26 protein-coding genes and 1 riboswitch are annotated in these 20,433 nt (G+C 38.8%); of the genes, 17 read left to right on the forward strand and 9 right to left on the reverse strand.

The genetic code is table 11. The features are described 5' to 3' along the window. Positions 1–56: 56 nt before the first annotated feature. The 4 genes from UE46_RS08615 (at position 57) to UE46_RS08630 (ending at position 2,418) form a co-directional block, all read left to right on the forward strand. Positions 57–962 carry a DUF1385 domain-containing protein gene (locus UE46_RS08615; protein ID WP_077912584.1) on the forward strand — a complete coding sequence of 302 codons (906 nt, stop codon included), beginning with the start codon at positions 57–59 and terminating at the stop codon, positions 960–962. An 11-nt stretch (positions 963–973) separates the two neighbouring features. Continuing rightward, positions 974–1,249, forward strand: coding sequence for a hypothetical protein (locus UE46_RS08620; RefSeq protein ID WP_118907549.1), 276 nt, complete (start codon positions 974–976; stop codon positions 1,247–1,249). Positions 1,250–1,373: 124 nt separating this feature from the next. Further along, positions 1,374–1,685, forward strand: coding sequence for a rhodanese-like domain-containing protein (locus UE46_RS08625; RefSeq protein ID WP_233448884.1), 312 nt, complete (start codon positions 1,374–1,376; stop codon positions 1,683–1,685). Between the two features lie 91 nt (positions 1,686–1,776). After that, positions 1,777–2,418 carry a pentapeptide repeat-containing protein gene (locus UE46_RS08630; RefSeq protein ID WP_036062374.1) on the forward strand — a complete coding sequence of 214 codons (642 nt, stop codon included), beginning with the start codon at positions 1,777–1,779 and terminating at the stop codon, positions 2,416–2,418. A 46-nt stretch (positions 2,419–2,464) separates the two neighbouring features. On the opposite strand, the gene gcvPB is transcribed toward UE46_RS08630, so the two are convergent. The 3 genes from gcvPB to gcvT are packed head-to-tail and all read right to left on the reverse strand — an operon-like array spanning position 2,465 to position 6,396. Beyond that, a complete protein-coding gene (gene gcvPB, locus UE46_RS08635; protein ID WP_036062375.1) occupies positions 2,465–3,946 on the reverse strand; it encodes an aminomethyl-transferring glycine dehydrogenase subunit GcvPB in 1,482 nt (493 codons plus the stop codon). Then, complete coding sequence (gcvPA, locus tag UE46_RS08640) at positions 3,943–5,289, reverse strand: aminomethyl-transferring glycine dehydrogenase subunit GcvPA (protein ID WP_118907550.1); 1,347 nt, start codon at positions 5,287–5,289, stop codon at positions 3,943–3,945. Before gcvPA ends, gcvPB begins: the two co-directional genes overlap by 4 nt. 18 nt (positions 5,290–5,307) lie before the next feature. Further along, positions 5,308–6,396 (reverse strand): glycine cleavage system aminomethyltransferase GcvT, encoded by a 1,089-nt coding sequence (gcvT, locus tag UE46_RS08645; protein WP_036062376.1) that lies wholly within the window; start codon positions 6,394–6,396, stop codon positions 5,308–5,310. Positions 6,397–6,491: 95 nt separating this feature from the next. After that, positions 6,492–6,583: riboswitch (glycine riboswitch) on the reverse strand. Between the two features lie 360 nt (positions 6,584–6,943). Here gcvT and comGA point away from each other — a divergent pair. From comGA to UE46_RS08695, 10 genes are read left to right on the forward strand one after another with little or no spacing between them, the layout of a single operon-like run. Continuing rightward, positions 6,944–7,963 carry a competence type IV pilus ATPase ComGA gene (comGA, locus tag UE46_RS08650; RefSeq protein ID WP_036062377.1) on the forward strand — a complete coding sequence of 340 codons (1,020 nt, stop codon included), beginning with the start codon at positions 6,944–6,946 and terminating at the stop codon, positions 7,961–7,963. Next, the gene (gene comGB, locus UE46_RS08655; RefSeq protein WP_036062378.1) at positions 7,941–8,972 is read left to right on the forward strand and encodes a competence type IV pilus assembly protein ComGB; all 1,032 of its coding nucleotides are present in this window, start codon (positions 7,941–7,943) and stop codon (positions 8,970–8,972) included. The genes comGA and comGB overlap by 23 nt, the downstream gene beginning before the upstream one ends. A gap of 26 nt (positions 8,973–8,998) precedes the next feature. Next, positions 8,999–9,319, forward strand: coding sequence for a competence type IV pilus major pilin ComGC (comGC, locus tag UE46_RS08660; RefSeq protein WP_036062379.1), 321 nt, complete (start codon positions 8,999–9,001; stop codon positions 9,317–9,319). Further along, a complete protein-coding gene (gene comGD, locus UE46_RS08665; protein WP_036062380.1) occupies positions 9,316–9,744 on the forward strand; it encodes a competence type IV pilus minor pilin ComGD in 429 nt (142 codons plus the stop codon). The genes comGC and comGD overlap by 4 nt, the downstream gene beginning before the upstream one ends. After that, on the forward strand, positions 9,731–10,033 hold the full coding sequence (gene comGE, locus UE46_RS08670; RefSeq protein ID WP_051493033.1) for a competence type IV pilus minor pilin ComGE: 303 nt from the start codon (positions 9,731–9,733) through the stop codon (positions 10,031–10,033). The genes comGD and comGE overlap by 14 nt, the downstream gene beginning before the upstream one ends. After that, on the forward strand, positions 9,999–10,451 hold the full coding sequence (gene comGF / locus UE46_RS08675) for a competence type IV pilus minor pilin ComGF (protein WP_051493034.1): 453 nt from the start codon (positions 9,999–10,001) through the stop codon (positions 10,449–10,451). Before comGE ends, comGF begins: the two co-directional genes overlap by 35 nt. A gap of 5 nt (positions 10,452–10,456) precedes the next feature. Next, on the forward strand, positions 10,457–10,819 hold the full coding sequence (locus UE46_RS08680; protein ID WP_036062381.1) for a hypothetical protein: 363 nt from the start codon (positions 10,457–10,459) through the stop codon (positions 10,817–10,819). Positions 10,820–10,844: 25 nt separating this feature from the next. Next, a complete protein-coding gene (locus UE46_RS08685) occupies positions 10,845–11,360 on the forward strand; it encodes a shikimate kinase (RefSeq protein ID WP_118907552.1) in 516 nt (171 codons plus the stop codon). Next, on the forward strand, positions 11,357–12,289 hold the full coding sequence (locus UE46_RS08690) for an ABC transporter ATP-binding protein (RefSeq protein ID WP_036062383.1): 933 nt from the start codon (positions 11,357–11,359) through the stop codon (positions 12,287–12,289). The genes UE46_RS08685 and UE46_RS08690 overlap by 4 nt, the downstream gene beginning before the upstream one ends. Then, positions 12,286–13,107 (forward strand): ABC transporter permease, encoded by an 822-nt coding sequence (locus UE46_RS08695; protein ID WP_036062386.1) that lies wholly within the window; start codon positions 12,286–12,288, stop codon positions 13,105–13,107. Before UE46_RS08690 ends, UE46_RS08695 begins: the two co-directional genes overlap by 4 nt. A gap of 47 nt (positions 13,108–13,154) precedes the next feature. Here UE46_RS08695 and UE46_RS08700 read toward each other — a convergent pair whose 3' ends face one another. The 6 genes from UE46_RS08700 to rpmG form a co-directional block, all read right to left on the reverse strand. After that, on the reverse strand, positions 13,155–14,255 hold the full coding sequence (locus tag UE46_RS08700; protein ID WP_036062389.1) for a YqgU-like beta propeller domain-containing protein: 1,101 nt from the start codon (positions 14,253–14,255) through the stop codon (positions 13,155–13,157). 143 nt (positions 14,256–14,398) lie between these two features. Next, on the reverse strand, positions 14,399–15,370 hold the full coding sequence (locus tag UE46_RS08705) for an ROK family glucokinase (RefSeq protein ID WP_036062391.1): 972 nt from the start codon (positions 15,368–15,370) through the stop codon (positions 14,399–14,401). A gap of 13 nt (positions 15,371–15,383) precedes the next feature. Next, positions 15,384–15,596 (reverse strand): YqgQ family protein, encoded by a 213-nt coding sequence (locus UE46_RS08710; protein ID WP_036062393.1) that lies wholly within the window; start codon positions 15,594–15,596, stop codon positions 15,384–15,386. A gap of 2 nt (positions 15,597–15,598) precedes the next feature. Further along, positions 15,599–17,155 (reverse strand): rhomboid family protein, encoded by a 1,557-nt coding sequence (locus UE46_RS08715; RefSeq protein ID WP_036062394.1) that lies wholly within the window; start codon positions 17,153–17,155, stop codon positions 15,599–15,601. Between the two features lie 99 nt (positions 17,156–17,254). Beyond that, positions 17,255–17,803 (reverse strand): 5-formyltetrahydrofolate cyclo-ligase, encoded by a 549-nt coding sequence (locus UE46_RS08720; protein WP_036062397.1) that lies wholly within the window; start codon positions 17,801–17,803, stop codon positions 17,255–17,257. A 61-nt stretch (positions 17,804–17,864) separates the two neighbouring features. Beyond that, positions 17,865–18,014 (reverse strand): 50S ribosomal protein L33, encoded by a 150-nt coding sequence (gene rpmG / locus UE46_RS08725; protein WP_036062399.1) that lies wholly within the window; start codon positions 18,012–18,014, stop codon positions 17,865–17,867. A 201-nt stretch (positions 18,015–18,215) separates the two neighbouring features. On the opposite strand from rpmG, the gene UE46_RS08730 reads away from it, so the two are divergent. The 3 genes from UE46_RS08730 to rsgA all read left to right on the forward strand — a co-directional run bounded on the left by UE46_RS08730 (position 18,216) and on the right by rsgA (position 20,348). Beyond that, positions 18,216–18,569, forward strand: coding sequence for a hypothetical protein (locus UE46_RS08730; RefSeq protein ID WP_118907553.1), 354 nt, complete (start codon positions 18,216–18,218; stop codon positions 18,567–18,569). 34 nt (positions 18,570–18,603) lie between these two features. Then, on the forward strand, positions 18,604–19,083 hold the full coding sequence (locus tag UE46_RS08735) for an MltG/YceG/YrrL family protein (RefSeq protein ID WP_118907554.1): 480 nt from the start codon (positions 18,604–18,606) through the stop codon (positions 19,081–19,083). 203 nt (positions 19,084–19,286) lie between these two features. Beyond that, a complete protein-coding gene (rsgA, locus tag UE46_RS08740; protein WP_036062401.1) occupies positions 19,287–20,348 on the forward strand; it encodes a ribosome small subunit-dependent GTPase A in 1,062 nt (353 codons plus the stop codon). Positions 20,349–20,433: the final 85 nt, after the last annotated feature.

A 20,433-nucleotide genomic window follows, 5' to 3' on the forward strand; every position in this document is an offset into this window, starting at 1 on the left:
TTTTGAGTGGACAAACAAAAGGAATATACGGTGGACAAGCGGTTGTTGAAGGCGTCATGTTTGGCGGCAGAAGAGAGACCGTGACGGCCATTAGACGAAAAGATGGCACAATTGAATACTTTTATTTAACAAAAAATCCGCCCGCTTGGGTTCAAACGTTAAAGCGCATCCCCTTTATTCGGGGTATTGTTGCTTTAATTGAGTCGAGCGCGATTGGATCGAAACATTTAACCTTCGCGACGGATCGCTATGACGAAGATCCATTAGACGAAGCGGAAACGCAGAAAATCGAAAAAAAAGAATCGAAACTCGCAATGTGGCTCGGTGTTGCTGTTGTTGGTGTTTTATCTTTCATTTTCGCCAAGTTCGTTATGACATTAATCCCGGTATTCATCGCCAATCTTTTCCGACCGATCGTGTCTGGTGACATGGGACAAATCATGCTCGAAACACTATTTAAATTAATCCTCTTGCTCAGCTATATTTTCGCCGTCTCGCAAACGCCAATTATTAAACGTGTTTTTCAATATCATGGCGCGGAGCATAAAGTCATCAATTGTTATGAAGCTAATTTGGACCTCACTGTCGAAAATGTACAACGCCAATCACGCTTACATTATCGCTGTGGTTCTAGTTTTATCTTATTTACTGTGATTGTTGGCATGTTCATTTATATGCTCGTTCCCACAGATCCACTTTGGGCACGCGTGGTCAATCGAATCTTGCTAATACCAGTCGTTCTCGGCGTTGCATTTGAAGTATTACAACTGACTAATAAATGCCGAAATATCCCTATTTTGAAATATTTAGGCGTACCAGGTTTATGGCTACAATTATTGACAACAAAAGAACCTTCCGACGATCAAGCGGAAGTTGCCATCGCATCATTCAATGAGCTTCACCGCGTAGAACGCACGAAACAAGAAGAATCGCTCCCTGAAAACTTAGAATTACTGGAATGAGGTGAAAAAACATGCGTAATCTCCCCATTTGGTTTTATATTTTAGCTATTTTCGCAGTGATCGGTATTTTCTACGTCGGCTTTAAAAGCATTATTTCAAGCCTCGTCGTCTCGATCATCCTAATCCTGATTATTTGGCTACTGTTCCGCTTCTTTAGTAACCGACCGAAGAAGGATGATAAATATCAAGCCGCTGTCAAACAGTCGCAAAAAATGCGTGCAAAAAATCAACCACAAACAAAAAAACGAAAAACTTCACTCAAAGTCATTGATGGAAAGAAAAAATAAGTTATAATGGTAAATGAGGTAAGATAATCGAAAGGGGTATATCAACTTGAATATAGACTGGAGTTGGGCTTTAGCAATTGCAATTTTAGTTGTACTGCTAGGCTATGAAGTGTATCAATTTATTATGCGAAGAAAAGCGTTAACTATTTTGACCGAAGAAGAATTCAAAAAAGACTACCGGAAAGCGCAGCTAATCGACGTGCGTGAACCAAATGAATTCGATGCTGGACATATTTTAGGCGCGAGAAACATTCCAATGTCCCAAATGAAAGCTCGCAAAGCAGAAATTCGTCAAGATTTGCCTGTATACTTGTACTGCCAAAGCGCGCAACGTAGTAACCGCGCAGCAATCATGCTATACAAAAACGGTTACCGCAACCTGTTCCAACTTAAAGGCGGATTTAAAAAATGGTCTGGAAAAACAAAATCAAAATAAAGAGTTTGACACAGACTGTAGAAAAGCCACTAAGCTGTTTGTAGCTTGAGTGGTTTTTCTATGTAACACTATTTTCTTAGGAGGTTTAACAATGGCGAAAAAAATCCAAACTCCCAAAATACCACCGCAGTTAGCCGAACTTGATTCTAACTGGCTTTCTGAAGAGGTGTATTTGCGTGAGGTTCTAATAGAAGATCGTGACTTTGATTTTGATCCCATGGAACGCATCGTGCTTGATCAGGTTATTTTGCGAAACGTGAATTTTACAACGCTAGAATTCCCCAATATTGAACTTACCGATGTTATTTTTGAAAAGTGTAATCTCTCCAACGTAGTCTTCACTTCCGCTATCATTCATCGTTGTCAATTCATTGATTGCAAGCTTACTGGTGCTGATTTATCGGATTCTTTAATTCATAACACGCTTTTCCAAAATTGTTTAATGACGATGAGTTCACTCGGTTTTTCTAAATTTAAACATGTAGAATGGCAAGGTTGCGCGCTGATTAATGCCGACTTTTACGAAAGTGAATTAAAGCATTCTGAAATGGTTGATTGCCAGCTGAATGAAGCTAATTTTTCGAACGTTATCATGGAAAGCATCGATCTCAGCGTCAATCATTTTGAAGGGATCATGGTTTCTCTCGATAAATTAGGTGATTGTCGCGTTACATCTGAACAAGCCCTCAGCTTTGCGCGAGCTTTAGGCGTTATAATTAAAGAAGACGAATAAAAGAAACGCCGTGCCTATTTTCCAGGGCACGGCGTTTCTTCTATTATCAAGTGGTTACTTCATCTTCCACTTTTTCATGATAGCGTAAAACAGGTTTTCTAGCAGCTTGCGTTTCATCTAAACGTTTTACATACGTATTATAAGGGGCTTCCTGAACGATCTCAGGGTTGTCCTCCGCTTCTTTTGCAATCTTGAGCATAACATCGATAAATTGGTCTAGCGTCTCTTTCGCCTCTGTTTCTGTCGGTTCAATCATGATTGCTTCTTCTACAATCAATGGGAAATAAACCGTTGGCGGATGGAAATTATGATCAAGTAAGCGCTTCGCAATATCTAATGTTCTAACACCCAATTGCTTTTGACGTTTCCCAGAAAGCACGAATTCATGCTTGCAAACTTGGTCAAACGGCAAATCGTATGCACCTTCTAGTCGGCGCATCATATAATTCGCGTTTAACACAGCGTATTCCGTTACTTTTTTAAGACCATCTGGCCCCATTGTACGAATATACGTATAAGCACGAACGTTGATTCCAAAATTACCATAGTACGGTTTCACGCGGCCAATCGATTGCGGATAATTATAATCAAAGGTGTATTTATCTTCTTTTTTCGTCAAAACTGGTGTTGGTAAAAATGGAATTAAGTCTTTTTTCACGCCAATCGGGCCTGAGCCTGGGCCACCGCCACCATGTGGACCTGTAAATGTCTTATGCAAGTTCAAATGCACAGCGTCAAAGCCCATATCACCAGGACGAACTTTTGACATGATCGCATTTAAATTAGCACCATCATAGTACAGCTTCCCGCCTGCTTTATGCACGATATCTGCCATTTCCACAATTTCCGTTTCAAAAAGACCAAGTGTATTCGGATTTGTCAACATCAAAGCCGCCGTGTCATCGCCAACAACACTCTTTAAGTCATCAATATCGACAAGACCCTTATCATTTGATTTCACCGTAATAATATCGAATCCGGCAACAGCTGCGGATGCTGGGTTTGTCCCATGCGCTGAATCAGGAATAATTACTTTCGTGCGCTTGTGATCACCATTGGCCTCATGAAAAGCGCGGATCAACATTAACGCCGTCCACTCACCATGCGCTCCAGCGGCAGGTTGTAGCGTCACCTCGTCCATACCAGTGATTTCAACAAGACTTTCTTGCAAATCATACAAAAGTTCCATTGCGCCTTGTACAGACTCTTCTGGTTGATATGGATGAACATTCGCAAATCCAGGAAAGCGCGCCACTTTTTCGTTAATTTTCGGGTTATACTTCATCGTACAAGAGCCTAATGGATAAAAACCAGAATCGACACCAAAGTTATGGTTAGAAAGTGTTGTATAATGGCGCATCAACTCCAATTCACTTAATTCAGGCAGGGCTGGAGGCGTCTCACGAATGTAAGCTGCTCCAAATAAATCGCTTAAATTAACTTCTGGTACATCACTTTCTGGTAAGCTATATCCAATCCGACCTGGAACAGAACGCTCAAACACTAACGGCATTGTTTCGCTATTCATTTTGCACCCTCCAAACTTGCTACTAATGTTTCGATTTCTTCTTTTGTACGCATTTCAGTTACCGCAACCAACATGTGATTCGCGTATTTTTCTTCGTATATACCAAGATCATACCCACCGATAATGTCCTGCTCCAACAATTCACGATTGACCTCTTTCACAGGTTTCGATAATTTCACAACAAATTCATTGAAAAACGCATCATCGGAAATTACGTTAAACCCTTTATCTTGGAAAACTTTTTTCGCAAAGTGAGCCTTATCAATGTTTTGTTTCGCCATTTCAGTGATCCCATTTTTTCCAAGAGCACTCATAGCGACAGATGATGCCAGCGCGTTTAGCGCCTGATTAGAACAAATGTTAGATGTTGCTTTGTCACGACGAATATGTTGCTCGCGCGCTTGTAAAGTCAAAACGTACCCTCGCTTGCCATTTTCATCGACCGTTTCTCCAATAAGGCGACCCGGAACTTTACGTGTCAATTTCGAATTAACCGCGAAATAACCACAGTGAGGCCCACCAAATGCTTCAGAAATACCAAATACTTGGGAATCTCCTACAACAATATCAGCTCCAAATTTCCCCGGTGGCGTAAGTGCTCCTAAAGCTAGAGGATTACTTGAAACTACAAATAATGCTTTATTTTCATGCGCTAACGGCTCAATTTCTTGTAGTGCTTCTACTTGTCCATAAAAATTCGGATACTGTACGATCACTGCAGCAACTGTATCATCAACCTGTGTTTTTAAAGCTTCTAAATCCGTCACGCCGTCCTTTTCATCAATTTCAATGACATCAATGTGTTGCCCCTTCGCATACGTTTTAACAACGTTACGCGATTCTGGATGAACAGCTTTTGAAATTAAGATTTTTTTACGTTTCGTGTGAGCACTTGCAAGCATAGCGGCCTCAGCTAGCGCCGTTCCACCGTCATACATCGACGAATTCGCTAGATCCATGCCGGTAATTTCTGCAATCATCGTTTGAAATTCGAATATCGCCTGCAACTCCCCTTGTGATATTTCTGGTTGATACGGTGTGTAAGCCGTGTAAAATTCAGATCGTGAAATAACGCTATCAACGACTGTCGGAATGTAGTGATTATATACCCCCGCCCCTAAAAAGGAAGTATACGTCACAGAATCCGCATTTTTGGCCGCCATTTTAGCCAACTCTTTTAAAAGCGCTGGTTCAGACTTCGCTGGCTTTAAATTATAATCCCGGTTAAAACGAATCGATTCTGGAATATCCGTAAAGAGATCATCAATCGATGCCACACCAATCGTATCTAACATATCCTTCTCATCTTGCTCTGTCATTGGTAAAAAACGATGTTTAGCCATAATTTTATATCCTCCTCATTATTTTGCGCGTTTATAGAATGGGGTTGGAACTACTTTTGCTTTTAATTTCTTATTACGAACTTCGACTTCGACTTCCGTATCTAGAGCAATATAGTCAATGTCGATAAGCGCCAGACCAAGATTTTTACCAAGAGTCGGCGATTGCGTACCACTTGTAACAATTCCGATTTCTTTATCTCCCGCAAAAACTTTATAATCATGACGTGGAATCCCGCGATCAATCAGTTCAATTCCAACAGATTTACGTGTCAAACCGGACTCCTTTTGATCAATGAGCGCCTTTTTCCCAATGAAATCAGGCTCTTTTTGTAATTTTACCGCAAATCCTACACCAGCTTCGAGTGGCGAGATATCTTTAGAAAGTTCTTGTCCGTAGAGTGCTAAATTCGCCTCAAAACGTAGTGTATCACGCGCACCTAAGCCGATTGGTAAGACATCTTTTTCAAGTATCGCGTCCCAAACAGCCGGTGCATCTTCCGCTTTTGTGTAAATTTCAAAACCATCTTCTCCCGTATAACCAGATCGGGAGACGAGCGCGTTTACTCCTGCAACTTGCACGTTATCAACAAAACCAAAGAACGTTAGCGCGCCTAAATCAGCATCAGTCAGGCCAGTCAATACTTTTTCCGCATTTGGCCCTTGTAAAGCTAGTTGGCCGTAGTCTGCCGATACATTTTCAACAGTCACATCTTCTGCTGCATGGCGCTGCAACCACTCAAAATCCTTCTCCGTGTTTGCTGCATTCACAACTAAAAGATAGTCATCTTCTGCTTTCTTGTAGACCACCAAGTCATCTACCACGCCACCAGTTTCATAACACATAATATTATATTGCGCTTTTCCATCCTTTAATTTAGAAATATCATTGGATAAAACTTTCTGCAAAAAGTCTAGACTCCCCTTGCCTCGCACCACAACTTCCCCCATATGCGATACATCAAATAACCCAGCATTTGTTCTAACAGCTTCGTGTTCCGCCTTTATCCCTGAAAATTGTACTGGCAAATCCCATCCACCGAAATCAATCGTTTTTGCCCCATACTTTTCGTAAAGTGGAAAAATTGGCGTTTTCTTTAATTCTGTCATGTGAATCCTCCTCTTTTTTTGCATACTAAAAGGACTTACTCGTTAAAATAAGTCTCTGTCGTGCTCCAAAACAAGGAAAAATGCCTCCAGAGTTGCGTCCCATAAACATCCTTTTGCCTGAGAGTTTCACATTCACATGCTTTCCCCGTCGGCGCTGCTAAAATGCAGTCTCTCTGTTTATTTTCATCCGCTCTTTTATGTATCAGTTGCCTTTCCTATATGTTACCACGAGACTCTATCGTTCGGCAAATAATTGAATTCAGTCTTATTAAATCATAATTAAAGCGATATAGTTCGTAATGAAAGGGCTTTATCAACAATTCAACTCAATATCGTACGTATGTGAATAATTGTTCAATTTCAATTATCCAAAAAATTTTTTTACAGCTATTTCGGCTTACTTTAGATCTATTATTACCGATAAAATATCTTTTCTTCACAATCAGACCCTTTAAAATCGGATTTTGTCCTTTTCTGCCTTAAAGGGATTTCAAGAGGCAACGTCGAATACCATTAGCATAGACACAATTTGAAGGAGCCTATTCCAATGATTCAAGAGTTAGCAAATGCCTTACTAAACCAATCTATGCTTCTTTCGGCAAGCGACATCCATCTCATTCCATATGAAGCAAATTATCGTATCCTCTTCCGTATTAATGGCAGATTACAATTTTTCCATTCGCTAACATTAGATAAAGGCGAACGTTTATTGTCCCATTTAAAATACAGAGGATTTATGGACATCAGCGAGACAAGAAAACCACAAAGCGGTTCTTTCCAAGCACTTGTTCACGACAATAACGTATCTGTCAGGCTTGCCACAATTCCTAATTTTCGCTTCATCGAGAGCATGGTTATCCGCGTTTTCTCTGAACAAAAGATTATTCCGTTTTGCAATAGCACTGTTTTCCATCCTATTGCCAACCAGATCCTGTCATCAGCAAAACATAACACAGGTCTGCTACTATTCTCGGGATCAACAGGTAGCGGTAAGACCTCCAGCATGTATAGCTTAGCCCATTCATTAAGCCAAGAAGAGCCGCTACAAGTCATCACTATTGAAGACCCCGTTGAAAGGCCAATGTCCTCTTTTTTACAAGTACAAATAAACGAAAAAGCAGGACTAGATTATGCCGAAATTATCCGAGCAACACTACGACATGATCCTGATATTTTAATTGTTGGCGAGATTAGAGACACTCATACTGCCAAAATGGTTATTCGTAGCGCTTTAACAGGTCATCTTGTATTAAGTACTGTGCATGCAGATAATACATACGGTGTCTTATCTCGCTTATTAGAACTCGGTGTAGATAAAGAAGAACTCAGGCAATGTCTCATCGGAATCTCCTACCAGCAATTAAAAGATTTGCATTGTATTTTTTGCGAAAGAAAATGCCACACGTTATGTAATCACCTCCCGAGAAAAAGAACTGCCCTTTATGAATTCTTAGAAAAAGAAAACATCAATCAATTCTTCTCCACAACTGTTGAGCAGACGCTACCCAACAATATAGCACACCAAATAAAGAAAGGTGGTTACTATGGATTTTTCTCTCCGCAATAACTGGCGAGCTGACGGTGAATTTTTAATTCGCTTAGCAGATCTCCTAAGTAAAGGTTTTACAATGGAAGAAGCTATTTCATTTTTATCGATTACAACACCAAAAGATGCTTCAAGAAACAGCCAAATGATTACAACCCTTTCTTCTGGTGCCCCTTTTAGCGAAGCACTATTACAAGCAAAATTCCCTTCGTTCGTATGCACACAGCTCCACTATGCCAGCAAACACGGCTATTTCAATGAAACAGTTCAAGAAACAGGAGATCATTTAACAAGAAAAGCCGAACAGCAAAAAGCCTTACGTAAAATCTTTCAATACCCGCTCATTCTATTTGCAACGGTCATCATCGTTTTTTTCCTGTTGCGAATTTTTCTACTCCCGAAATTCGACATGCTGTTCAGCCAGCTTACCCACGGAGAAAACCAAACAACTAATTTCACTTATTTTATTTTAGAGAAGCTACCAATTATTTTTCTTATTCTCCTTGGTCTACTGTTTGCTCTATGCACCTTCTTTCTAACAAAGCAACGTAAGAAAAACTCTTACGAACGGGCTGAACTTTATTGCAAAATCCCTATCATCAAAAAATTCATGCGATTACATTATTCCCAAATATTTGCCCGCGAATGTGGCTATCTTTTGAAAAGCGGACTATCCATCAACGACATGGTCCAAGTATTCTCACTTAATGACTCCCCACCACTTTTCCAATACATCAGTAAAGCTATTGAGAAAGGTTTTAAAGAGGGCGTCGCATTCACCCAATCTCTCGGCCAATTTTCTATATTTGAAAAAGAATTGATTTATATTATCCAACACGGAGAAAAAAATGGGCAATTAGCGGAAGAATTATTATTTTACTACAAGCTATGCCATCAAAAATCAGAAGAAAAAACAGAAAAAATATTCAGCTTCATACAACCTGCTGTATTTATGATTATTGGCATACTTATCGTTTCTATCTACCTCTCTATCTTGTTCCCGATGTTTTCGATGGTTAATTCCATCTGACTAATAAAAAAATAGGAGTGATTTCAATGTTTAAAAAGATCAATTGGAAAGATGAATCAGGTTTCACCTTAGTCGAAATGCTTATCGTTTTACTTGTGGTTAGCGTGCTGCTACTTCTAACTATCCCTAACATCGTAAAGCAAAGTAAGTCCATCAATGATAAAGGTTGCGACGCATTTATTACAATGGTTCAAGGACAAACCCAAGCTTATCAACTGGAACACAACAAAGTCCCATCACTTCAAGATTTACTGACTGGCGGATACCTTAAAGGCGAACAGAAAAAATGCCCGAATGGTAAAGATGTCAACATTGATAGTAGCGGAAAGGTCACTGAAGGCTCGTGAAAAAGAATGGCTTCACCCTAATTGAAATGTTGCTTGTTCTCTCTATTAGCCTTATCATTCTAAGCATCAGTGTCTTCCCAGCAGGAAATCTAATAGTCCAAATGTATGAAAAGCAAAGTCTTGACCAGCTAAAAATGGATATCATGCAGCTACAAGCCGAAGCAATTACAACGCATCAAGAAACAGCATTAACATTAGATGGTATTAATAATTCCTATACAGGAGCTGTGGCTAATAATAATATCCTTGTAAGAAAACTCAGTACATCTTTACATTTCACCGAGAAAAGCGAGCAAGTTTTTCGCTTTTCTCCCCCCTTTGGAAACATTAGTAAATTCAAAACTGTCATAATCCAAGGTAATAGCAAAAAATATGCACTCATTTTTCAAATCGGCAAAGGGAGGTTTCGTATTGAAGAAATATAATGGATTTTCTTTACTTGAGAGCCTTTTCTCGCTCAGTCTATTATCTATCATTGTACTTTCACTCTTACCTATGATCATGCAAATAAAGCAACAACTACATCAACAAAACCAACTTACCACAGCATACCAATTGCTTTTTGAGGAGAGCCAACTTCATCTAAATACCTCCTTTTCATCAAGTAAGGAAATCTCTATCAAAAACCAAACATATCATATAACAATGAATCAGGAGGCGAAGCAAATTTGCGCTAATTATGCCCAAGAAAATTTATGTTATGCTATCAAATAAAGAAGCATTCACCCTACTCGAATCATTATTTTCATTGCTAATCCTCATCATAGTTACCTCTTTTATACCACTTATATTCCAAAGCTATCAATCCGTTCTCAAAGTGATGGATGTCGACAAAAATTATGAATGGCAACTCTTTATGAATCAGACACGCAAAGAAATATACCAAGGTACAGGATTTATAGTTACTGATCATGCCATTATTTTCTCTTCTCAATCCAAACAAATTAAGTACGAAGGTTATCAAAATATGGTCCGGCGTTCCGTTGACAATAAAGGCCATGAACCATTATTAACAACAATCAAACAAGATAAATGGACCAAAACCAATGATGGTCGACTTATTTATGAAGTAACTTTTGAAGATAATATCAAATTGATTGCATGCTTTTATGTACAGGAAGGAGGAATATAAATCACATGTTTCGAAATGGCTTCACTTACGTGTTGTGCCTCTATATCACATTGCTCGGAATCACTGTCATGCTTGGAGCGACAAGTATCTATAGTTCCAAGCTTCAGATGGAAAAACAATTACAAAACCATTATTTAGCCAACACGCTTTTAAATATATCCATCCATAATAATCTTTCCAAAATCAAATCTAGCCAAAAGACATTTACAGAGAGTCACAATGAGGCAATTTTATGGTATAATTGGGCGGATAGTACCGAAGATAGCATAAAATATAACACTGTCACAAAACTAAAAAATGGTTATATCTTAAATCAAATCATTTATTGGGACATTAAATCACAGAAAATTTATCTTCTACTAAATTAATGCTAGCGCTAAGGAGGATTTATCAATGAGGCAAATTGTGCTAACTGGATTTATGGGAGCTGGGAAAACAACAGTTGGCAAGCTACTTTCCCAAACAATGCAGTTACCAATAATCGACATCGATACAGAAATTCAACTAGAACAACAAGCGTCAATCACAGAAATTTTTGCAAACTTAGGAGAAGTAAAGTTTCGAGAACTTGAACATCAAATGTTACTACGCGTATTACAAAAAGATGCTGTCATATCCACTGGCGGTGGTATTATTCTATCTCCAGAAAATAGAGCAGAACTAACGGCTGCTAACTTTGTCGTTTATCTGAAAACTCAACCTGATAGCTTTTTATCTCGATTAAAAGGAGATACCACTCGCCCGTTGATTCAGGAAAAAAGTGCCAAAGAAATCAAAGACTTATTTGAATCACGTGCCCAGCTATACGAAAATTCTGCGCATTTAACGATTGAAACAGATGAGTTAACACCACAAGAAATCGCAAATCAAATCCAACAATATTTCCAAGAAAGAAAGGAGAACATATGACACAAACCGTTTTAGAGATAAATCATTTAGTAAAAAAAATTGGTAATAAAGCTATTGTAAAAGACATCTCTTTTTCTGTAAATGAAGGTGAAATATTTGGTCTCTTAGGTCCAAATGGTGCTGGGAAAACGACTATTATTCGTAGTATTGTCAAGTTGATAAGCAAAACCAGTGGAGAAATCAAAATACTAGGTCATGATATCGATACTTCTTACACAGAAGCCATTCAGCACGTGGGCGCTATCGTTGAAAATCCTGAGTTCTATCCCTATATGACTGGATTACAGAATTTAAAAGCTTTCGCATCAATGTCTCGAAAGAAAGTATCAGCTGAGCGGATTGATGAAATTATAAAACTTGTCCATTTAGAAAAAGCGATCAATAATAAAGTAAAAACATATTCCCTCGGGATGCGACAACGTCTTGGAGTCGCGCAAGCACTCATTCATGAGCCTAAACTTCTCATTTTCGATGAACCGACAAACGGCTTGGATCCAGAAGGTATGAAAGAATTCCGCTTACAAATGAAATCATTAGCTACACAAGGGGTCAGTGTTCTTGTTTCCTCCCACTTACTAACAGAAATGGAACTATTATGCGATCGTTTTGCAATTATAGAGCGAGGCGAACTGACGCATATAGCGGACATGGAACAAACTAGTACCTCTGAGCAAGAGAAGGCTTTCCATATGCACTTAGAACCGCTTCCACAAGCTAAAGAATTATTAACTAACTGGGATATAGACTACATAGTTGCTGAAGATGGGACGCCTCACTTCTTTATAACAACACTCCCATCTAATATTCCCGCGCTAATAAAGAAACTAGCACTTGCTGACATTTCGATATTTACAGTAGAAGCGCACACAAAATCTCTAGAAGAGCGTTTCCTAGAAATAACAAAGCACAATGGGGGTAGTATGGAATGATGTCATTAATTGCAAACGAGACTAAAAAATTAACACTTCGATTCAGCACATGGTTATATCCACTTATTATTTTAGCTATTGTCCTTGCGCTTTCTGCAAGCTACAAATCCTTTATTCCAGATTTAGATAATGTCCAGCTAATGTTATCTATCAACAGTATCAGCATGTTTCTAGTTGCTCTATTCTCTATTGTTGTCGCAAGCGCCGTAGTATCTTCTGAATTCAGCTATGGGACAATAAAATTATTACTTATCCGTCCTTATCAAAGATGGCAGATTCTTCTTTCTAAATATATCGTCGTTCTTTTATACGCCGTTCTTTTAACACTTTTCGTCCTTATCATGTCCTATGTTATCGGAGGGATCATTACCTCATTTGGTAGCCTATCACAAGACATAAGCGCAATTAATCCCACGTACTCAGAGAATGGTGACGTTTTAAATGCTAGTCAAACAGCCCTTCATGCGCTCAGTTCACAATTAGGATATTTTCTTGTTCAATTAATTTTTTCTTCGTCTATTGCTTTCATGATCTCATCACTTCTAAGAAGCCAAGCATTAGCAGTTGGTATTGGACTATTCCTCCTTTTTGTAAACAGTATCGCTGGAGGCATAACGCTCATGCTAGTTGAGCAGTTCCAATGGTTTAAATACATTTTCATGGCACCATTATATTATATTAGTATGAATGCCAATGGTCTTGGTATGGATGTAAAAGGACTTTCTCCAGGATTAGCACTTGGTGTCTTGGCGGTATATTATGTAGTATTTATGGCACTATCTTTTATTTTCTTTCAAAAAAGAGATGTCTCCGTTTAAAATTTACCACTCAAAAAGCCAAATGAGGATAGAGCCTCATTTGGCTTTTAATAAATCTTGTCACGGTGCGGAATAAGATAAGTCATGTCCCCGCTTTCCAAATCAACCACCCGGTCAAACAAATAGCCATATAAACAATATTTCCCACTAGGTGAGGTTAAAATAGGCTCATTATTGACTAATTCTAAAATCGTATCATTATGCTTTGTCTTAGGATCAATTTTCACTAGTTTAAACTCTCCACCATGGTCATTTAACTTTTTGCTTTCATACGGTTCAAAAGTAAGAAAAGATTCTTGTTCTACATTCAAATCATAGAAAGGGAAAAAGGTCCCCAGTTCGTCATACACTCTAGGGGCTTTGTATTTATAATACGACTGAAATCCAATAGACCTAAAATTATAAACCATCGATTTCTCCGTCTCACCTGGCTCCATTGTTAAGAATATATTCGAGGACACTGCAAACTGATAAACATTTGCTACAATAAGATTTTTCACGCTTTTGTCCCGAATATCTTCTAAGAAAATATCCCCTCGATCATTTTGAGCGGAGGCTTTTTGATTTACGACAAACAAGTTATCGCTATACCACGACACAAAGGGTGATGTGGCATCCAATTTCGTTATGCTACCAGATGGAATGTCCCACTGGAAAACCTGATAATTCCAGTCTGTATCAAATGTTGTCATAAACATCTTGTCCGGATTATCGTGATTCCAAGCAAATTCGATATTCTGAGGCTTGATACTTTTTGTGAATAAAGGAGTACCCGCCATAGATATGACGTCCAAAACTGCCTTGTCCTTACTCGACGTAGAATACACCAAGAAGCGATCGCGATCCGGACTTATTTGTACCTCAGAAATAACATTTTTTGTTTCATAAATCTTCTTTCTTTTATTCGTCAAAATATTAAGCGTCTCAAAAGTTATTTTTCCAGGTTTCTTTAATTGAAGTAAAACATTTTCATCGTCAACCCAGCCTATCACACGTTGAAACTCCTTAGAATTAACTGTAGATGTTTGAACGGCCACGGGAGCATCCTCTTTCTTTTTACCAGGTGCTGTCTCCTCGTTTTTACAACCATAGGAAAAAAATAAAAGTCCAAGGATAGTAATGATGAAACCTATGCGCATCTTATTCATAATCTCCCTCCAATTGCCTCTGCCTTACTTCCATTTTACCCTACCATCAAGAAACTGAAACAAACTTCCATGAAAAACGAATAAAAGCTAGATACATCTTAGCAACAAGGTGTTGCCAAAGATATATCTAGCTAAATGAAACTTTACTCTGAGGGAAGCGCTAACCAAGCTGCTCCTAAAACCCCAGCATCATTTCCCAATGTTGCGATGGAAATCGATGTTGATTCCTTAACAGCTGGAAACACCATTCCTTCAAAATAACTTTGAATCGGTTTTAAAAGTGCATCCCCAGCAGCCGAAACGCCACCACCAATGATTATTTTCTCTGGGTTTAGCATATTTCCAATATGACTACATGCAAGGCCGAGGTAGAAACAAATATGGTCGACAACTTTCGTCGCTAACACATCACCCTCATTAGCTAATTCAAAAATCAACTTAGATGTTGTTTCCTCTGTACCATCTTGAATGATATTTTTAAGTTTGGAATCTTGTTCGAACGATTTCGCTAAATCTTTAGCTACGCGAACAATCCCTGTTGCCGATGCGATTGTCTCCAAACAACCCTTCTTACCGCAAGTACACACATAAGCATCTTTGCTCGTATCAACTGTAATGTGTCCAATTTCACCCGCTGCACCTTTCGCTCCATGAAGAATTTTCCCCTCAGCGAAAATTCCGCCGCCAACACCTGTTCCAAGCGTCACGAAGAATACGTTAGCTGAACCTTCACCAGCGCCTTTCCATCTCTCACCAACGGCCGCAATGTTCGCATCATTATCCAGATAAACACCTAATCCAGTAATGTTTTTAAGGTCCGTTGCAACATTTTGCTCCTTCGCCCAGTTAAGATTATAGGCGCCTTTCACAGTACCAGTTTCATAGTTAATCGTTCCAGGTGTCCCCATTCCAATGCCGTGAAAAATGTCATTGTCTAATTGCAAATCTGTCAATTTTTGATTAATGCTATCACCAATATTACGGACGATGTGAGATCCTTCATCTGAAATATCCGTTTCAACAGACCACTTCTCCTCGATTTTTCCGTTAGCTGATAAAATCGCGATTTTTGCAGTTGTGCCGCCAAGGTCAACACCAATTAATTTCTTTTCCATTTCCACATATCTCCTAATCTACAACGTTATTTTTAGCTTTTTCTTTGTCAATCTCAACTTTTAAAATGGATCTTGCGCGGGCATATACTTCTCGATCCAAGATTTTGTGCTTGAACAGTTCTGTCAACTCGTATTCCATCATTTCCATATCCCACTGTCTCTTACCAAGATATAAAATGATGCCATATTTTTTTAATAATTGAGCTACATCATAAACGGTTGTCATAATTATACCTCTTGTCTTGTTTTAATTTTATCTTCTAGGTATTTTTTATATTGCACATACGGTTCTGTATCTTGTTGGGAGACCGCGATAGATGCCTCTTTTAACGCTAACTCTAAATTACCTTGTATTTCATAGCTTCGCGCTAATAAGAAATGGGCATGCGGATTAAATGACTCTTGTTCGATTGCTTCTCTTGCGTAATCTTGCCCTTCCTGTACTTTAGCATCGGTCAAAGCAATAATAGCAAGGTTTGTATAGGTCACATCATCTGCACTGCCAGAAATTCGAAGTTGATCCAGTATTTTTTGCGCTGTTTGAAAATCTTCTTTCTGGATAAATGCGCCTGCCACTGCATTCGCATTTTCTGGATCGTATGGTTGCTGTCCTTTATTAAAGCCAAACCATAAAAAGAACGCGGTGAGCAGTACTGCGGAAGCTCCGTAAAGTACACGGCGCCAGTGAAAATATTGTTTGGGCATAGATAGCGCGCCTGCAATCAAAAATCCACCAACAAGCCCGCCAACATGACCTGCTAAATCTATTCCTTGAGAAAATATGTCGACTACTAGATTCACAACAACTAAACCAGCAATACTAATGCCGAGCGATCTTGCATAAATATGAGGTTTTAGTACCACTAGATATAGCAACGCACCAAAAATACCGAAAATCGCGGTACTTGCTCCTGCTGCAATATTGACATTGAAAACAAAACTTGCCACAACGCCTGTAATGCCAGATAACACATAAATAAGGGCATAACGCCATTTTCCATATAATTTTTCTGCCATCGGTCCAATGATGTAAAGAACAACGGAATTCATCAATAGATGGAGTAGTCCAATATGGATAAACATTGGCGTGATAAAGCGCCACCACTCACCTGCATAAATAAGCGGGTTAAACTTTGCACCCCATCGAACAAGGTTATACGTGCTGTTGCTTGTTCCACCTGTGAAAGTCATAATCAAAAATACGGCTATTTGAATAGCTAGTAGGATATATGTGACATACGGTTTTTCCTTGCGTGCTTGCACTTGTTCCTCGCTTACTTTCGCTGTGATATGATTAATGACCAGACTGCGCTCTGTCGTGATAGCGGCTTCATCTAGGTGATCTGGAATTTGGAATGTTTCTTGGGGTACGTCGAGTTCAGCTTCTAGTGCTCTTAACTGCACACTCGCGTTTTCTTTGTCGATTAATATATTATCCAAACTTATTTTTTCATTTTCTGATTTTAGCGGTTGATCGAACCATTTTGAAGTGTCCCCAACAGGCTCAAAAGGTGTGATATAAATATTGATCAACGGTAACTTCAAACGCCCCATTTGCTTACGTAAATCTTCGCATACACGCATCACTTGCTCAATATCTCGCTCTAACACATTTGACCAACTGAGCTCCTTCATCTGAATTCGAATAACTGGTCGCTTCTTTTGGGCTGGATTATCTAACCATAATTCTTGTTTCTTCTCGTGGAGATGGATGAGGCGATATCCTTCCTCTATAAGAAAATAGTTAGTTAACCGCCAAAAAATATACTGTTCTTGGAGGCTCAAAAAATTCCCTGCTTTCTATTAAAATGCTATTTATAGTACTACTATACGCAAAAAGAGGAGTATTGTAAATCAATCTCCGTCAATTTTTTGCTATTATTTTTATTTACTTGCGATCACGAGTTTTTGAACTGCTATATCATGGCTTTCTGGTATGAATTCTGTTGATATTTGCTCAGGAAAACAAAGCGAAATAGTGTCACCAGTATAATCAACTAAAAAGCGATCATAAAAGCCACCCCCAAAACCAATTCGGTATCCTTCTGGGTGAAAAATAACGCCAGGAACGATCAGTAAATCAAGTTCATTTTTAGGTATTATTGGTGCCTGTGATGTTGGTTCTGATAATCCGAGTGGTTTCATCTCTAGTTCATCACCCTCCACGAACGCACGGAATTGCATCGCCTTGCTTTTATTTTCGGTTTCAGGAATGGCTATTGTTTTCCCTTCTACCCAGGCTTTTTCTATTATTTTTTGGGTCGCTATCTCTGGAAATCGAGCAATCGTGATGCCGATCGTTTCAGCCTTTTGCCATGCTTGTTCTTGAAATAGCAAGGTTGCGATATTTTGTGAGCGATGCTCGTATGTAGACTGATCCATTAATCTTAATTTCGCTAACATCTTTATACGTAGAACAGATTTTTCACTCATAGCTACAATTCCCCCAGTTCTAAAAATGGCAAAAAAAACAACAGGCGAAAAATCCTGTTGCTTACTTAGTTTCGCGGTGCAAAGTCACACGGCGCAATCTTGGACAATATTTTTTTAATTCAATACGTTCTGGGTTTTCACGTTTGTTTTTAGTAGTGATGTAATTACGTTCGCCAGATTCAGTACATTCTAAAGTAATATTAACACGCATGCTATTTCCCTCCAAACTATTTATCAACTGAGTATTTATTTATCAGACCTGTATTATAATATCATTTTTAACGCCATTGCGCAAGGATTCCTGGGGTTTTCTTTTTATTTTCTTTACAATATTGCATTTTGACTATGTTTTTACCTCAATTTATGCTATAAATAGAAGTAGAGTTTAGGGAAAAGAGGTGTTATCTACACAATGACTGTTCTAATCATAATTCTCCTTGCTTGTGCTGTTGTCTTGTTCCTTCTTTCTTTCATGCAAAAAGGAAACAGCAAGCAGCTAGAAAACGAGATGGAAGAAATTGCTTCTCAATTAATGCAAGAGAACTTCGAATTGAAAAAACGCGTGTCTACTCTGGAAAATACATTGAAGATTGATGCTGATACTGTCACACCTGTGCGTACATCCAGCAAAAAACTTCGTGACTTAAGAAAAAAACAAATCATCAATTTGTATACTTCTGGTGTCACTATAGAGGAAATTATTACGCAATCTGATCTGTCGGAAGAACAAGTAAATGAAATTATCGCTGAATACGTAGCACATTAAATTAGAGATTCCATAAGATAAGGGAGGAAATACGATGAAACAATCACTTCGCATGTTGGCGCTAGGTTTCCTAATCTCAGCAGTCCTATTGCTTGTCTTCGATGCATTCTTCTCGTCAAGTGCACAAGCTGAGAAATCAGCAACCGAGCCAAAAACAACCGCAAAAGCGGACGATAGCTCCACGTACAAGAAGAAATACGAAGATTTACTAGCAGCACAAGAATTAGAGAAATCACAAAATGCTGAAGCAGAAAAAGCTGCAGCCGCTAAGAAAAAAGCCGAGGAAGAAAAGGCAAAACAAGTGAAGAAATTTACACTTGTCATCAAAAAAGGTGACCCTTCTTCTAAAGCAGGTACTGAATTACAAGCTGCTGGCATCATTAAATCTGGCACTGAATTCGATAAATTTTTACGTTCAAATAACTATGAAAAATACGTACGCGATGGTAGCTATGCTGTAAATAGCACAATGACTGCTGACCAAATCGCAAAAATTATCACACATAAAAATTAATAACCATAACAGGAAAGTAGATGACTGCTTTTCTGTTTTTTTGTATACATAGAACGGCCTGATATGCTATAATGGAGCGGAATTCCCACTATGAAAGGATGATGACCTATGGCGATTGTAAAATTTGTAACTACGACTAAGTATCATATTCTGGGAGCGGATCGTATTTTTTAAAGCTCCCCTATTTTAAAGGAGCGAAAACATTGACTATTAATAATTATGGATTTACCGATTTTTTTGAAACACAAACTTTGGCGCAAGGTTTGATTCCTGCGCGAGTTACGGCTGTTTTTAAGGATTTCTTCAAAGTTGTATCTGATGATGGCGAACATTTAGCGAAATTGAAATATGTTGCTTTTATGGATGCGATGAACACGGATTTACCCGCAGTTGGCGATTTTGTAGCACTTGAAAGCTACCCCAACGACACCTCGATTATACATGAAGTATTAAGGAGGAAAACTGTTTTTAAACGCAGTGATCCTGCTGGTGGTGAACAGTTGGTTGCGGCTAATTTTGATTATGTATTTATCGTTACTTCGTTAAATCATGATTTCAATATGAATCGTTTAGAGCGCTATTTGACGATTGCTTGGGATAGTGGCGCCAAACCTGTTGTTATTTTGACGAAGGCCGATTTGAGTGATAATGTAGATCCGATCAGGGATGAGATTGAATTGGTTGCCTATGGTGTGCCTGTCTTCCCTGTCGATAATTTATCCAAGCGTGGTTTTGAGGAAATTGAAGCATTTTTAAAGCATAACGAAACGATTGTTTTACTTGGTTCTTCTGGTGTTGGGAAATCCTCTTTCATCAATGCATTATCGCGGAAAACACTTATGAAAACGAGTGAGATTCGTGAAGATGACTCAAAAGGAAAGCACACGACGACCCACCGAGAAATGCATTTATTGGAGTCTGGATTACTCGTTATCGACACGCCCGGAATGCGAGAACTCGGTATTGGCCAGGCAAGTGATGGTCTTGGCGAAACATTTCAAGATATTGAGCAATTAGCGGAATCTTGTAAGTTTAGAAACTGCCAACACGGTAGTGAGCCTGAATGCGCTGTACAGGACGCTCTGACAAGCGGAAACCTATCCGAGGCTCATTATCAAAACTGGATCAAATTAAAGCGAGAACTGGCTTATTTCGAGCGTAAAAACGATCCTGCTTTGCAACGAGCGGCGAAACAAAAATGGAAGACCGTTCATAAGGCTATTGAAGCGCAATATAAGTCTAATTTGAAAGCACGTAAGAAATAGTATTATTAAAAGTCTGCTGATTTTTCGGTAGGCTTTTTCTGAACGCAAAAAAGGCAGCGATAAGAAGTTGCCTTTTTATCGCTGC

This window comes from Listeria weihenstephanensis (assembly GCF_003534205.1).
In the GTDB taxonomy this organism is placed as follows: domain Bacteria; phylum Bacillota; class Bacilli; order Lactobacillales; family Listeriaceae; genus Listeria_A; species Listeria_A weihenstephanensis.